Here is a 16,506-nt window from a genome sequence, read left to right as displayed (position 1 = left end):
GGGCTCCTGATCCTGCAAGTTCAGCTGAGGTTGTCGATGAACTCGAAGAGTTCGTCATCGTCGGCGGTGTCGAGGTGGTCGGCGTCGCCACCCGGATCGGCATCCCCGGCGTCCCTGCCTTCGAGTTCGCGCAGCAGGGCGGACAATGTGGTCGCCAGTGACGACCGGTCGGCGGCGGATAGGTCGGCGGAGGCGAAACTGCGGGCCAGCGCTTCGACGTCGGCCGCGATCCGTTTCGCGGGGTCCTCCACCGGAGCGATCTCCTGCCGGAGGTAGCCGGCCAGATCCATCGGAGTCGGGTAGTCGAACATCGCTGTCGCGGGAACCTGAACGCCGACGGCCGATTTCAACCGGTTGCGGAATTCCATGACACCGAGGGAGTCGAATCCGATATCGCTGAACGGTTTGTCGGCGGCGATGGTCTCGGCGTCGCCGCCGAGAACCGCCGCGGCCTCGCCGCGAATCAGATCGAGGACGATACGGTCCTGCTCGGTGGTCGACAGGCCCGCCAGGCGGTGCACCGGTTGGGGCGATCCACCCAGCGCGGTCTCGGCTCGGCGCCGGGTGGGTCCCAGCAGGTCGCGCATGATCGGACGCGGGTCGTGATCGCCGCTGTCCGTGAGCGCGGATCGGTCGATGCGGGCCGCGACGAACGCCGCCCTGCCGTCGGCCACCGCGGCGTCGAACAGCGCCATACCCTCCCGCTCGCCCAGCGGCGGGAAGCCCTCCCGCCGCAACCGAGCGAAGTCGGCGTCATCGAGCGCCCGCGTCATGCCGGTGTTCTGCTCCCACGGCCCCCAGGCCATGGAAATCGCGGGTAAGCCGGTCACGTGCCGGTGGTGTGCCAGCGCGTCGAGGAACGTATTGGCCGCGGCGTAATTGGCCTGGCCCGCGTTGCCGATCACGCCCGCGATCGAGGAGTACAGCACGAACATCGACAGATCCAGATGCCGTGTCGCCTCGTGCAGGTTCCACGCCGCGTCCACCTTCGGCCGCAACACCTGCTCGATCCGCTCCGCCGTCATGTTCTCCAGAAGTGCGTCGGCCAGCACCCCGGCCAGATGGATGACACCGGTCAACGGATACTCCGGCGGGATCGCCGCCAGGACCGCATCCACCGAGGCTCGGTCGGCCGCGTCACAGGCGACCACGTCCACGTGCGCGCCCAAGGCGACGAGTTCAGCACTCAACTCCTCGGCCCCCGGTGCATCCGGGCCGCGTCTGCTGGCCAATATCAGTCTGCGCACGCCGTACTCGGTGACCAGATGCCGAGCGGCCAACGCACCGAGTCCTCCGGTACCACCGGTGATCAGCACCGTGCCCTCAGGCGACAGCGGCGTCGGCACGGTGAGCACGTTCTTCCCGATATGCCGCGCCTGACTCATGAACCGCAACGCCTCGGGCACATCCCGTATGTCCCATGCGGTGAGTGGAGACGCGGTGAGCACACCCGCCTCGAAGAGATCGACAACACGAGTCAGAATCTCGTGGAGCCGATCGGGCTCTACATCCATGAGCATGAAACCGCGGTAGGTGACGCCCGGGTGTTCGGCGGCTACTTGCTGGGGGTCGCGGCGATCCAGCAACCCCATCTCCACGAACCGTCCACCCGGCCGCAGCAACCGCAGCGAGGCATCCACGAATTCCCCCGCCAGCGAATCCAGCACCACATCCACACCAGCACCACCGGTCACCCCACGGAACTGCCCCTCGAACTCCAACGACCGGGAATCACCGATCTCCTCCACACCGAACCCCAACCCCCGCAACACATCCCACTTCGGCCGACTCGCCGTCACCAGCAACCGCAACCCCAACCAACGACCCAACTGCACCGCCGCCATCCCCACCCCACCCGTGGCCGCATGCACCAACACCGTCTCCCCCGCCCGCGCCCCGGCCACATCCACCAACCCGTAGAACGCCGTCGCGAACACCGCCGGCACCGCCGCCGCCTGCGCGAACGACCACCCCACCGGCATCACCACCAACAACCGGTGATCGGCCACCACCACCGACCCCACACCCGTCACAAACCCGAAAACCCGATCACCAGGCACCAACCCCGACACACCCGCACCCACCTCCACCACCACACCAGCACCCTCCACACCCAACACAGCGCCCGGGTCGGGGTAGGTGCCGAGCGCGACGAGTACGTCCCGGAAGTTCAGGCCCACTGCCTTCACGCGCACGCGCACCTGCCCCGGAGCCAGCGGCGTCCAGGCGTCCGGAAGTTCGCGCAGGCCGAAATTGTCCGGGCTCAACGTGCCTTTCCCGATCGGCGCGAGTCGCCATTCCCGGCGGTCGGAGGACGCGGCGGTGCCCAGAAGCTCCGCGTCGCGCAGGCGGGCGGCGCCCGCATGCCCGGCGCGGTGGAGTCGCGGTGCGTGGGGGACGCCGCCGCGGACGGCGAGTTGAGCTTCGGTGTCCAGCGTCAGCGCCAGTACGACACTCTGCCGCAGATGATTCCATTCATCGACGTCGACGAGGACGACCCGGTCCGGGTGCTCGCTCTGGGCGGTGCGCAGCAACCCCCACGCCGCGGCCGCGGCCGGATCCACTGGCTCACCGGCATGGACCGCCACCGCCCGCCTGGTCACCACGACAACTCGGCTGTCCCGGTCCAGTAGGTCCCGCACCCGCGCCGTCACCGCGGTCACCACCGTCCGCACGGTAGCGGGCATGTCGCCGTCGCCGACCTCGTGGAGGCGGACCACCGTCGCGACCCGCCCCGCGACGTACACGGTCTCGAGGTCACCGGCAACGTCCCAGTCGCCGGCGGCGCCCGGCTCGACGGCAGGCACGGCGAACCAGTCGAGTCCGTAGCCGACGGCGCGGTGCCCTACCGCGAAGGCCTCGGCCGAGAGGCTACGTAGCATCAGCGCACCGATCTCGGCCACCGGCCGCCCCGAGGTGTCGGTGAGCGTCACCGCGATCCGCGTGTCCTCCGCCGCCGAGCCGGACACGGCGGCATGGACCCGCACCGTGGTCGCTCCCGTCGCATACAACCTGACGTTCTCCCACGAGAACGGCACAGCCACCGCACCGGCCACCGGTTCGGACGTCAGCCCGCCCAGCAGGATGGAGTGCAGCGCCGCGTCCAGCAGCGCCGGATGCACTCCGTACCCGTCGACCTCTGCTCGAGCGGATTCGGGCAGCACGACCTCGGCGAAGACTTCACCGTCGCCGCGCCACAGCGCGGTCAGTCCCCGGAAAGCCGGACCGTACTCGTAGCCCAGTCCGGCCAGATCCGCGTAGGCGCCGGTGAGTTCCCGCACGGTCGCGTCGGCCGGGGGCCAACTCGCTGCCACCGTGGCGGCCGACCGGCCGCCCGTCCGCGCGGTCACCGTCGCACTCACGTGACGAACCCATTGAGCGGAGTCGGCCCCGGCCTCCGCACCGTCGAGCGACCGCGAATACACCGCGACTGCCCGAGCACCGGATTCATCCAGCCCACCGGCGACCACCCGCAGATCGACCGCGCCCGTCGATGGCATCGGCAGGGGCGCCTCGATCACCAGCTCCGACACCGCGGGGCATGCCGCGGCCGCACCCACGTGCAGGACGAGTTCGACGAAGGCGGCGCCGGGGAACACGACCGCTCCGCCGACCGCGTGATCGGCCAGCCACGGATGTTCCGCTCCGGACAGTCGACCGGTGAACACGACATCCGGCGAATCCGGCAACCGCACCAGAGCGCCCAGCAGCGGATGGCCCGCGTCGTCCAGACCCGAGCGCGATACATCCGACACGCGTGCCGGGGGCAACCAGTACCGCCGCTGCTCGAACGCGTAGGTCGGCAGCGGCACCCGCTCGATCGCGCGGCCCGCGAACAGCGGCGTCCAGTCCACCGGCACCCCTCCCGCGCCGGCTTGCGCCAGCGCGGTCACGAACCGATCGGCCTCGTCGGTCGAGCGTCGAGCGGCCGCGACGACGATCGACTCCGCTTCCGTGGCCGGCGTTTCGGCGAGACACTGCCGAACCATGGCGGCCAGTACGGCATCCGGGCCGACCTCCAAGAACCGCCGGACGCCGTCCTCGATCAGGGTGGCGATCCCCGGTGCGAACCGGACACACCCGCGTACCTGGGCGACCCAGTAGTCGGGGTCGGTCAGTTCGGCGTCGACCAAGGCGCCGGACACGTTCGACACGATCGGGACGGCCGGCCGATGGTAGGTCAAACCTCGCGCCACTCCGCGGAACTCGTCGAGCATCGGCTCCATCGATGCCGAATGGAACGCATGGCTCACCCGCAGTCGCGAGGTCTGCGCATTCGCCGTGGCCAGACGATCGGCGATCGCGTCGATCACGGTGGCCGCACCGGACAACACCACCGATCCCGGACCGTTCACCGCGGCGATCGACACCCGACCGCCGAATTCGTCGAGCAGGTTCACCGCCTGTTCCTCGGGTATCGCCGCGGCCAGCATCGCGCCGTCGCCGGGTAGCGCGCCCATCAACCGTCCGCGCGCCACCACCAGCGCGCACGCATCCGGTAGCGACCACACTCCGGCGAGATACGCGGCGGTCAGCTCGCCGATCGAATGTCCGATGAGCGCGTCCGGAACGACGCCGAACGATTCCAGCAGCCGGAACAGCGCTACCTCGAACGCGAACAAGGCGGGCTGGGTGAACTCGGTCCGATCCAACAGCCGCGCACCGTCCGGGTCGAAGACCAGCTCTCGCAGCGAACGGCCGAGCAGCGGATCGATATGGGTGCACATCTCGTCGAAGGCCGTGGCGAACACACCGAAAGCCGTGTACAGACCGGCGCCCATCCCGGCACGTTGCGCGCCCTGACCGGTGAACAGGAACGCCGTCCGGCCTGCCGTATTCGACTTCGCCGCGATCGCGCCCGTGCTACCGGCGGCCAATTCGGCCAGCCCGGTCAGCAGTTCGTCTCGGTCACGTCCGACGACAGCGCCACGCCACGGCAGCTGTGCGCGGGAGGTGATCAGCGCGTGAGCTGTGTCCCAGGGTCCGGCGGCGGGATGGTGGATCGCCCACTCCCGTAGCCGCTCGGCCTGCGCCCGCAGGCCGGACTCGGAATCGGCCGACACCAGCCAGGGCACGACCGTCTCGATACGGCGCCCGGGAGCGGGCACGACCGATGACGGCGCAGCCGCGGGCGCCTCTTCGAGGATGGCATGTGCGTTGGTGCCGCTGACACCGAACGACGACACGCCGGCCCGCCGGACGCGCTCCCCGGCGGGCCACGCCTGGGCTTCGGCCAGCAGCCGAACGTTGCCCGCCGACCAGTCCACATGGGGGCTCGGCTCGTCCGCGTGCAGTGTCTTCGGCAGGGTTTCGTGCCGCAACGCCTGCACCATCTTGATCACACCACCGACACCCGCGGCGGCGATGGTGTGGCCGAGATTGGATTTGACCGACCCGATGAACAGCGGGCGACCGGCACGATCACGCCCGTAGGCATTGATCAGTGCCCGGGCCTCGATCGGATCGCCCAATGTCGTACCGGTGCCGTGCGCCTCGACCGCGTCCACATCCGTCGGCGTCAACCCCGCGTCGGCCAGCGCCGCCGCGATCACCCGTTCCTGTGACGGACCGTTCGGCGCGGTCAGGCCGTTGCTCGCACCGTCCTGATTGATCGCGCTACCGCGCACGAGAGCCAGAACGGTGTGTCCGAGGCGCTGGGCGTCGGAGAGCCGTTCGAGTACGAGCACCCCGACGCCCTCGGCGAAACCGACGCCGTCGGCGTCGGCGGAGAACGACTTACAGCGTCCATCGGGCGCCAGGCCGCGCTGCCGGGCGAAATCGACGTAGAGGTATGGACTGGCCGCGACCGTCACACCGCTCGCCAGTGCCAGCGAGGTCTCTCCCTGGCGCAGCGCGCGGGTGGCCTGGTGCAGGGCGACCAGCGACGACGAGCACGCGGTATCCACGGTGACGGCCGGACCTTCGAAGCCGAAAACGTAGGCCACCCGGCCGGAGACCACACTGTGCGTGGTGCCGGTGAGACGGTAGCCCTCCAGTTCTCCGGTGATCCGCTCGCTGTAGCCGGATGAGCACGCTCCGGCGAAGACGCCGGTATCGCTGCCACGCAACGCGACCGGGTCGATACCGGCATTCTCCAGGGCCTCCCAGGTCGCTTCCAGCAGCAGGCGCTGCTGGGGGTCCATGGCGGACGCCTCCCGGGGACCGATGCCGAAGAAGCCGGCATCGAAATCCGCGGCGCCGGACAGGAATCCGCCGCGCCGGGTGTAGGAGGTACCCGGTTTGTCCGGGTCCGCATCGAACAGTCGCTCGAGATCCCAGCCACGGTCGGTGGGAAAATCTGTGCTCGCGTCCGTGCCGGAGGCCAGCAATTCCCAGAGACTCTCCGGTGAGGTGACTCCGCCGGGGAAGCGGCAGCTCATGCCTACAATGGCGATCGGGTCATCCACCACACGCTCCGGGCGCGGAGCCCGCTCGGCGGATTCGTCCGCGGTGGTCGGCACCGCCAGGGAGCGCACCAGCTTCGCCATCGCGGTGGCGGTCGGGTGGTCGAAGACCAGTGTCGACGGCAGCTGGAGCCCGGTGGCTTCCGACAGCCTGTTGCGGAATTCCATGACGCCGAGTGAGTCGAATCCGATATCTCGGAACGGTTTGTCCGCCGGGATCGATTCGATGCCGGTATGCCCCAGCACCGCCGCGGCCTGGGCGCGGATGAGGTCGAGGACGACGCGATCCTGCTCGGCAGCCGAACGACCCGCCAGTCGCGCGGCCAGCTCCGGACGCTGCGCCACGTCACCGGCGACCCGGCGGCGGGACGGCCGTACCAAACCGCGCATCAGGGCACGGGGTACCGTTTCCGCCAGCGCGTCGCGGTCGACGCGGACAGCCACGAACGCCGATGCGCCCCCCGCGAGTGCGGAGTCGAACAGTGCCATACCCTCCCGCTCGCCCAGCGGCGGGAAGCCCTCCCGCCGCAACCGGGCGATATCGGCTCGGCCGAGTGCCCCGGTCATGCCGGTGCTCTGCTGCCACAACCCCCACGCGATCGAGGTCGCGGGCAGACCGGTCACGTGCCGGTGGTGTGCCAGCGCGTCGAGGAACGTATTGGCCGCGGCGTAATTGGCCTGGCCCGCGTTGCCGATCACGCCCGCGATCGAGGAGTACAGCACGAACATCGACAGATCCAGATGCCGTGTCGCCTCGTGCAGGTTCCACGCCGCGTCCACCTTCGGCCGCAACACCTGCTCGATCCGCTCCGCCGTCAGAGCGGTGAACAAGCCATCGGCCAGCACCCCCGCAGCGTGGACGACCCCGGTCAGTGGATGCTCGGACGGGATCGCCGCGAGCGTCGTCTCGAGGGCGTTCCTGTCCGCGGCGTCACAGGCGACCACGTCCACGTGCGCGCCGAGTGCGGCGAGCTCGTCACGCAGTTCCCCCACACCGGGCGTCTCCGGGCCGCGTCTGCTGGCCAATATCAGTCTGCGCACGCCGTACTCGGTGACCAGATGCCGAGCGGCCAACGCACCCAATCCTCCGGTACCACCGGTGATCAGCACCGTGCCCTCAGGCGACAGCGGCGTCGGCACGGTGAGCACGTTCTTCCCGATATGCCGCGCCTGACTCATGAACCGCAACGCTTCCGGCGCCTGCCGCAAATCCCATGCGGTAAGCGGGGACTGCGTCAAGATCCCGGCCTCGAACAACTCTACGACCGATGTCAGGATCTCCCTCAGTCGATCCGGCGCCACCTCCAACAGGACGAAACTCTGGTACCGCACCCCTGGATGGACAGCCGCTACTTGCTGGGGGTCGCGGCGATCCAGCAACCCCATCTCCACGAACCGTCCCCCCGGCCGCAGCAACCGCAGCGAGGCATCCACGAATTCCCCCGCCAGCGAATCCAGCACCACATCCACACCAGCACCACCGGTCACCCCACGGAACTGCCCCTCGAACTCCAACGACCGGGAATCACCGATCTCCTCCACACCGAACCCCAACCCCCGCAACACATCCCACTTCGGCCGACTCGCCGTCACCAGCAACCGCAACCCCAACCAACGACCCAACTGCACCGCCGCCATCCCCACCCCACCCGTGGCCGCATGCACCAACACCGTCTCCCCCGCCCGCGCCCCGGCCACATCCACCAACCCGTAGAACGCCGTCGCGAACACCGCCGGCACCGCCGCCGCCTGCGCGAACGACCACCCCACCGGCATCACCACCAACAACCGGTGATCGGCCACCACCACCGACCCCACACCCGTCACAAACCCGAAAACCCGATCACCAGGCACCAACCCCGACACACCCGCACCCACCTCCACCACCACACCAGCACCCTCCACACCCAACACAGCGTCGGGCTGCGGATACATGCCCAGGGCGATCAGGGCATCGCGGAAATTGAGACCGGCCGCCCGCAGGGCCACCCGGACCTCGCCGGGGGCTAGGGCCCGCAATGCCTCCGGCGTCTCGACCAGCGTCAGGTTGTCGCCGGTCAGGGTGCCCCTGCCATGGTGGGTCAGTGCCCACGCCGGAGCCCGCATCGCCACACTCGCGTTCCCGATGTCGTCGGCGGCCCGTCGCAGGCGCGGGACGTGCGCGATACCACGACGGACGGCGAACTGGGGCTCGGCGCTCGTAGTCATCGCGAGGCCGACACCGTGCCGGTAGCCGGCCCAATCGTCGACGTCGACGAGGAGGATCCGGTCCGGGTGCTCGCTCTGGGCGGTGCGCAGCAACCCCCACGCCGCACCCGCGGACAGATCCACCGGCTCGCCGGGATGCACCGCTACGGCCCGCCGGGTGACCACGACGATCGGGTCCTCCCGATCCAGCAGCCGCTGCACCCGTGTGGTCACCGCGGTCACCACATCACGTGCCACTCCCGGCAGAGCGCGGTCGGTGGTCTCATCGAGCCGGATCACCGTCGCCACCCGTCCCGAGATCGTCACGGTCTCGCCGTCCTCGGCTTCACCCCAGACCGCGTCCGCCGCGGCTTCATCTTCCGGCGCGGACAACGCGACCCACTCCACCAGGTAGCCGAGTCCCTCGCTCTGCGGCCGGGAACGTCCGAGTGTGTCGAGCGGGATCGGGCGCATGGTCAACGTGCCCACCTCGGCCACCGGCATACCCGATGTATCGGTGAGGGTCATCGCGATCCGAGGTCCTGCGCCCGTGGACCCGCTCACAGCCGCGTGGACCCGCAGCGCGGTCGCTCCCGTCGCATACAACCTGACGTTCTCCCAGGAGAACGGCACCGCGACTGTCCCCTCCGGCGCGTCGGATACGAGCCCACCGAGCAGAACCGAATGCAGCGCCGCGTCCAGCAGCGCCGGATGCAGCCCGAATTCGGCGACCCCGGCCCGGCCCGGTTCCGGCAGCGTCACTTCGGCGAAGACTTCGCCGTCTCCGCGCCACAGGGCGGTCAGCCCCTGGAACACGGGACCGTATTCGTAGCCACGCTCGGCCAATTCCGCGTAGATATCGGCGACATCGACCGCGGCCATACCGGCCGGTGGGCGCACAGCCACGGCCGAGGCCACAGCCGCGTCCGTTTCGGCGGTGATCGTGGCGGCGGCGTGCCGGACCCACCGCGGTGAGTTCCCGTCCGAGATCCGGTCGGCCGGACCGCGCTCGGCGCGAGGTGCGGCCTCCTCCGTTCGTGAGTACACCCGCACCCTGCGGGTGCGTGACTCGTCCGGAGCGCCGGCCACCACCCGTAGCTCGACGGTCCCCGACGGCGGCACCACCAGGGGTGCCTCGAGCACCAGTTCCGACAACCGCATGCATTCGACCACCGCGCCGACATGCAGGACGAGTTCCACGAAGGCGGCGCCGGGAAGCAAGGCCACACCCGCGACAGCGTGATCGGACAGCCACGGATATGCCGCCCGCGACAGCCTGCCGGTGAACACCGCCTCGTCGGTGTCCGGCAACCGCACCATCGCCGCCAGCAACGGATGCGCCACCTCATCCAGGCCCGACTGCCGGATATCCGGCGCACCGCCAGGCACCAGCCAGTGCCGCTTGTGCTCGAAGGCGTAACGCGGCAGATCCACCCGGGTCGCGACGGGCGCCAATACCGGCGCCGCCACGTCGATACCGGCACAATAGGCGCGCGCCAGCGCGAGCGAGAGCTGTTCCGGCCCCCCGTGTTCGCGCTTCAAAGTGCCGAGGACGGCCACACGGCCGGACCCGCCAAGGGCGTCCGCCGTCAGCTCGATCCCGACCGTCAGCACCGGGTGCGGGCTGACCTCGATGAAGGCGTTCACACCCGCGCGTTGCAGCGTTTCGACCGCCTCGGCGAACCGGACGGGCTCGCGCAGGCCGCGATACCAATAGGCGGCGTCCAGCATCGCGGTGTCGACGTAGTCCGCGGACACGGTCGAGAAGAACGGCACCGACCCGGGTACCGGCGCGACCGGAGCCAGTTCCGCCAGGACCCGATCGCGGATGGACTCCACCGCGGCCGAATGCGACGCGTAGTCCACCGGGATCCGTTTCGCCCACACGCCGTCGGTCGCGCAGGCCGCCAGGAATTCCTCCACGGCCGCCGTCTCCCCCGACACCACGGTTTGCCCCGGCCCGTTCACCGCCGCCACGGACAATCGGTCCCCGAACCGGGTCAACCGATCCGTGACCGCATCCGCCGCCGAACCGACCGACACCATGCCGCCGGCTCCCGCCAGTTCCTCGGCCACGATCCGGGACCGGACGGCGACCACACGCGCACCGTCGGCGAGCGAAAGCCCGCCCGCGACCACGGCCGCCGCGATCTCACCCTGCGAGTGCCCCACGACCGCCGCGGGCTCCACCCCGCTCGCCCGCCACACTCGCGCGAGCGACACCAGCACCGCGAAAAGCGCGGGCTGCACCACATCCACCCGGTCCAACGATGCCGCGCCCGGCTCCCCCCGCAGCACCGAGGTCAACGACCAGTTCACGAACGGCGCCAGCGCCGCCTCGCATTCCGCGATCGAGCCGGCGAAAACCTGGTTCGCGGCGAGCAGTTCGGCGCCCATCGCAGGCCACTGGCTGCCCTGACCCGGGAACACGAACGCCACCCGCCGCGGCGCGGCCCGGCCGGTGACCACGAGATCGCTCTCGGCGGTCGCGGGTCCGGCCAGACTCGCGAGCCCGGACCGCAGATCATCGAGTCCGCGCCCGAGGACCGCGGCGCGATATTCCAGCTGCGCGCGGTGGCGCAGCAGTGTGTGCGCCACGTCCGCCACGTTCACGTCGTCCCGCGCGGTCAGCCATTCGGTGAGCCGAACGGCCTGCGCTCGCAGGGCTGCCGGGGTGCGCGCGGATACGGTCCACGTCCGGACACCCCGATCACGATCACCCGGCTCGGCCGCGGGACGGGGTCTTTCGGCCGGAACCGCCGGCGCCTCTTCCAGGATGAGGTGCGCGTTCGTCCCGCTCATCCCGAACGACGACACCCCGGCACGACGCACCCGGTCGCCGGCCGGCCAGAGCTCGGGCTCGCTCAGCAGCCGCACCGACCCCGCCGACCAGTCCACATGCGGGCTCGGCGCGGCGAGATGCAATGACTTCGGCAGGGTTTCGTGCCGCAACGCCTGCACCATCTTGATCACACCACCCACACCCGCAGCCGCGACGGCGTGACCGATATTCGATTTCACTGATCCGATGCGCAGCGGTTCCGCCCGTTCGGCGCTGTATGCGGCGATGAGCGCCTGCGCTTCGATCGGATCACCCAGGGCGGTACCGGTGCCGTGCGCCTCGACCGCGTCCACATCCGTCGGCGTCAACCCCGCGTCCGCGAGCGCCGCCGCGATCACCCGCTCCTGCGACGGACCGTTCGGCGCGGTCAGGCCGTTGCTCGCACCATCCTGGTTGATCGCGCTACCGCGCACGACCGCCAGTACCGGGTGCCCGAGGCGACGGGCGTCTGCGAGGCGTTCGACGACGAGCACGCCGACACCCTCGGACCAGGTCACGCCGTCGGCCGCGGCGGAGAACGGCTTGCACCGCGCGTCCGCGGCCAAGCCCCGCTGGCGCGCGAAGTCGACGTACAGCGCCGGACTCGCCGAGATACTGACCCCACCGGCCAGCGCCAGGGAAGTCTCGCCCTGACGGAGTGCCTGACAGGCCAGATGGATGGCTACCAGCGAGGAGGAGCAGGCGGTATCGACCGTGACCGCCGGGCCTTCCAGACCGAAGGCGTAGGCCACGCGGCCGGAGATCACGCTGTGCGACGTCCCCGTCAGCCGGAAACCTTCGTACTCCCCCGTCACGCCCTCCGCGTAGCCCGAGGCGCAGGCGCCGACGTACACGCCGGTGTCCGTACCGCGTAGCGCGGCAGGGTCGAGGCCCGCGTCCTCCAGCGCCTCCCAGGCGACCTCCAGCATCAGCCGTTGCTGCGGATCCATCGCCGCTGCCTCACGCGGCCCGATCCCGAAGAACCCGGCGTCGAAATCCGCCGCGGCGGCCAGGAATCCGCCTTCCCGGATATAGACCGTGCCAGGCTCATCCGGATCGGGATGCAACAGCCGCTCCAGATCCCACCCCCGGTCCTCGGGAAACGGCGTGATCACGTCGCTTCCGGACGCGACGAGACGCCACATGTCCTCGGCCGACCCGACACCGCCGGGGAAACGGCAGCCGATCCCGACGATGGCGATCGGCTCGTCGGATCGAGCGCGGCGCACGGTGCGCGGCCCGGCGAGATCCACCCCTTCGAGCCGGGCGCGCACCAGCCGCGCCACCGCGGTGGGCGTCGGGTAGTCGAACATCAGCGTCGCGGGCAGTGCCAGCCCGGTGGCAGTGGCCAGCCGGTCGCGCAACTGGACTCCGCTCAGCGAGTCGAACCCGAACGCCGTGAACGGCAGATCGGCGGGAACGGCCTCGGCCGACTCGTAACCGAGTACCGCCGCGGCCTGCTCGGCGACGACTTTCAACACCAGCGCGTCGCGCTCCGGCTCCGGGACGGCGAACAGCCGCGGCGCCAGCGGCCCCTCCACCGCGGCACGCCTGCGGCGGGCGGGAACAACGGCCGGCGCAGCCGCGGCCGCCGCCGACTGCGGCTCGTCCACCATCCGATCGACACTGCGAAGCCGCAGCGACCCGATCATGAGCACCGGGTCGCCGTCCGGGGAGATTGCCGTCACGCGCATGGTGTCGTCACCGAGACGCTCGATCCGCACCCGTGCGGCGGCGACCCCGTCGCGGTACAGCCGAACGCCGCTGAACGACAACGGCATCGCGGTCCGGGTGGGCGAGTCGTCGGCCAGTAGATCCGTCGCGGCGTGCGCCATGGCGTCGAGCAGCGCGGGATGGATACCGAACCGGCCCTGATCGCCCACCGCCTCATCGAGCGACACCTCGGCGAACACTTCGCCGCCTCGCAGCCACGACGCCGTGACTCCCTGGAACGCCACGCCGTAGCCGAGCCCACGACCAGCCAGCCGGTCGTATAGTTCTTCGGCGGCCAACGGCTCGGCTCCGATGGGGGGCCACTCGACGCCCGGCGGGACGGGGAGCTCATCGCGGTCTCCGGCAAGCATCCCTTGCGCGCACCGCGACCATTCCACGGCGGCGTGGTCGTCCTCGGTGGCCGGGCGTGCGTGGACGGTGAACGCCCGCCGCCCGCTCTCGCCGGCCGCCGCCACGCGCAACTGGATCGCCCACGGCAGGTTAGCGGGCAGCGGCGTCTCGACCCGCAGCTCCTCGACCTCCGCGGCGCCCACCCAGACGCCCACGCTCAACGCGGCCTCGAGCCATACCGCCGCGGGGACCGCGGGCGCCCCGAAGACGACATGATCCGCCAGCCAGCGGTGTGTGTCGGGGGCCAGCAGCCCGGTGAACAGCCATTCGTCGCGCTCCGCCACCGCCACGGCGGCGCCCAGAATCGGATGGGCGGGCGCGATCAGCCCGGCGCGGCGCATATCCGCCGCACCCGCGCCGGAGCCGGCCTCCGGCGTCCAGCAACGGCGGCGCTGAAACGCGTAGACCGGCAGGTCCACTCGCGCGGCGGGCGGGGCCAACTCCGCCGCCAGCGCGTCGATACCCGCACAGTAGGCCCGGGCCCATGCCGCGGCGAACTCCTCGGGTCCACCGTGACCACGCCGCAGGGTCCCGCCCACCGCCACCCGGTCGGCCGCGCCCAGTGCCGCAGCCACCAGTTCGATCGCCGAGGCGACCACCGGATGCGGACTCGTCTCCACGAACGCGGTCATCTCCGCGCTCAGCAACGCCTCGATCGCCTCGGCGAAGCGCACCTGCTCGCGCAACCCGCGGTACCAGTACGCCGCGTCCAGCCCGGCCGTGTCCACGAACTCGGCCGTCACCGTCGAGAGAAACGGAATATCGCCGGTTTTCGGCCGGATCGGAGCCAGATCGGCCAGCACCCGGCCGCGAATCCGTTCCACCGCCGCCGAGTGCGACGCATAGTCCACCGGAATACGTTTCGCCCAGATCCCCTCGGCCGCGCAATCGGCGAGGAATTGCTCGATCGCGTCGGCCGCCCCGGACACCACGGTCTGGCCGGGGGCATTCACCGCCGCCACCGACAACCGGCCACCGAAGGCCGCCAGCCGGTCCGCGACCGCGTCGCCAGGCAAGCCGACCGACGCCATACCGCCCGATCCCGCCAGCAGTTCCGCGACCGCGCGTGACCGCAAGGCCACCACGCGCGCCCCGTCCTCGAGCGACAATCCACCGGCCACCACCGCGGCGGCGATCTCGCCCTGGGAATGCCCCACCACGGCGGACGGTCGCACCCCGGCGGCCTGCCACCGCCGTGCCAGCGATACCAGCATCGCGAACAGGACCGGCTGCACCACATCCACGCGATCCAACGAGGCGGCGCCCGGTGTCCCCCGCAGCACCTCGGTCAACGACCAGTCCACGAACGGCGCCAGCGCCGCCTCGCAGTCCGCGATCGATGCCGCGAAGACCTCGTCCGACACCAGCAGTTCCGCGCCCATTCCCACCCATTGGCTGCCCTGGCCCGGGAACACGAACACCACCCGGCGCGCGGCGGCCCGGCCGGACACCACGGTGGCATCGCCGACGGCCGTCGCCGGCACCGGTTCTGCCAGGGCGGCGAGCCCTGCGCTCATCCGATCGGCGCCGGACCCCACGACCGCTGCCCGCCACTCCAACGGAGTCCGGGTATGGGCGAGCGAGTACGCCACCTCGGCGACACCGGCTTGCGGGCCGTCCGCCAGCCAATCGCGCAAACGAACAGCCTGCTCCCGCAAGGCTTCTCGGCTCCGAGCCGACAGAACCCACACTGCGGGCCGTGGCTCGCCGCTGGTGCCGGCCACCTCGACGGCAGCCGTGGCAGGCGCCTGCTCGAGGATTACGTGCGCGTTCGTTCCGCCCATGCCGAACGACGAGACACCGGCCCGGCGAGGCACCTCGTCTGCCCATGGCTGCGTGCTGGTCTGCACCCGGAGCCTCAGGTCTTCCAGCGGGATCCGGGGATTGGGATTGCGGAAGTTCAAGCTGGGCGCCAGCTGTCCGTGCCGCAGGCACAGTGCGGTCTTGATCAAACCCGCGATTCCCGCGGCGCCTTCCAGATGCCCGATATTGGTTTTGACCGACCCCACGGCGAGCGGCTCACCCGCCGGACGGCCCGCCCCGTATGTTTCGCCCAGAGCTGCCGCCTCCACCGGGTCGCCCGCGGGCGTACCGGTGCCGTGCAGCTCCACGTACTGCACCGATGAGCCGTCGATCCGGGCCGCCGTCAGAGCGGCCCGGATGACGGCGGACTGGGTAGCGGCGCTGGGTGCGCTCAACACCTGCCGCTCGTTGCCGTTGTTGACGGCGCTGCCGCGGATCACGGCGTAGATCCGGTGTCCCGCCGCGATCGCACGCGCCACCGGCTCGAGCACGATCATGCCGCCGCCTTCGCCGCGTACGGTGCCGTCGGCCCGGTCATCGAAGGTGTGGCATTTCCCCGTCGCCGAATGCGCGCCGAACTGTTCGTACCGTTCACCACTCAACGGAGACAGGATGAGATTCAACCCGCCTGCCACGGCCACATCGCAATCACCGGCGCGGATCGACTCGCAGGCCAGGTGCACCGCGACCAAGGACGAGGACTGCCCGCTGTCGACGACCAAGCTCGGTCCGGTGAACCCGTAGTAATTCGAGATTCGGTTAGCGGCAACTCCTCGACCGACCGCCCACAGCGAATGCCGACCGATGCTGGATTTTCCTCGTGACGCGACAATTTCGGCGAAATCGGTGCCGGTGCAACCCAAGAACACGCCTGCTCGCGTCCCCGCGCGGTCGCCGAATCCGGCGTCTTCCAACGCTTCCCAGCTCAGTTCGAGGCCGAGTAGCTGTTGGGGATCGAGCGAATGCGCTTCGTTCGGCGGCACGCCGAAGAAGTCGGCGTCGAATTCTGTTGCCGAATCGAGGAATCCCGCCGTCTCATCGATTCCGGGGCGGTCGGCGGGAGCCGATCCGACGGCATCGCGGCCCTCGCGCAGCAATCGCCAGAAGTGCTCGAGGTCGGAAGCTCCTGGCATCCTGCACGACATTCCGACAATGGCGATATCACTC

At 70.3% G+C, this 16,506-nt stretch carries 1 protein-coding gene; it reads right to left on the bottom strand.

Going from position 1 to position 16,506, the window contains the following annotated elements; genetic code table 11:
* Window positions 1-20: 20 nt before the first annotated feature.
* Window positions 21-16,472, bottom strand: a complete 16,452-nt coding sequence (locus tag K8O92_24955; GenBank protein ID UAK31076.1) for an SDR family NAD(P)-dependent oxidoreductase — start codon at window positions 16,470-16,472, stop codon at window positions 21-23.
* Window positions 16,473-16,506 lie beyond the last annotated feature (34 nt).

It is taken from the genome of Nocardia asteroides (assembly GCA_019930625.1).
Taxonomy (GTDB): domain Bacteria; phylum Actinomycetota; class Actinomycetes; order Mycobacteriales; family Mycobacteriaceae; genus Nocardia; species Nocardia sputi.
Note: the sequence above shows the minus strand (reverse complement) of the source record. Positions and strands in the feature narration are given on the sequence as shown.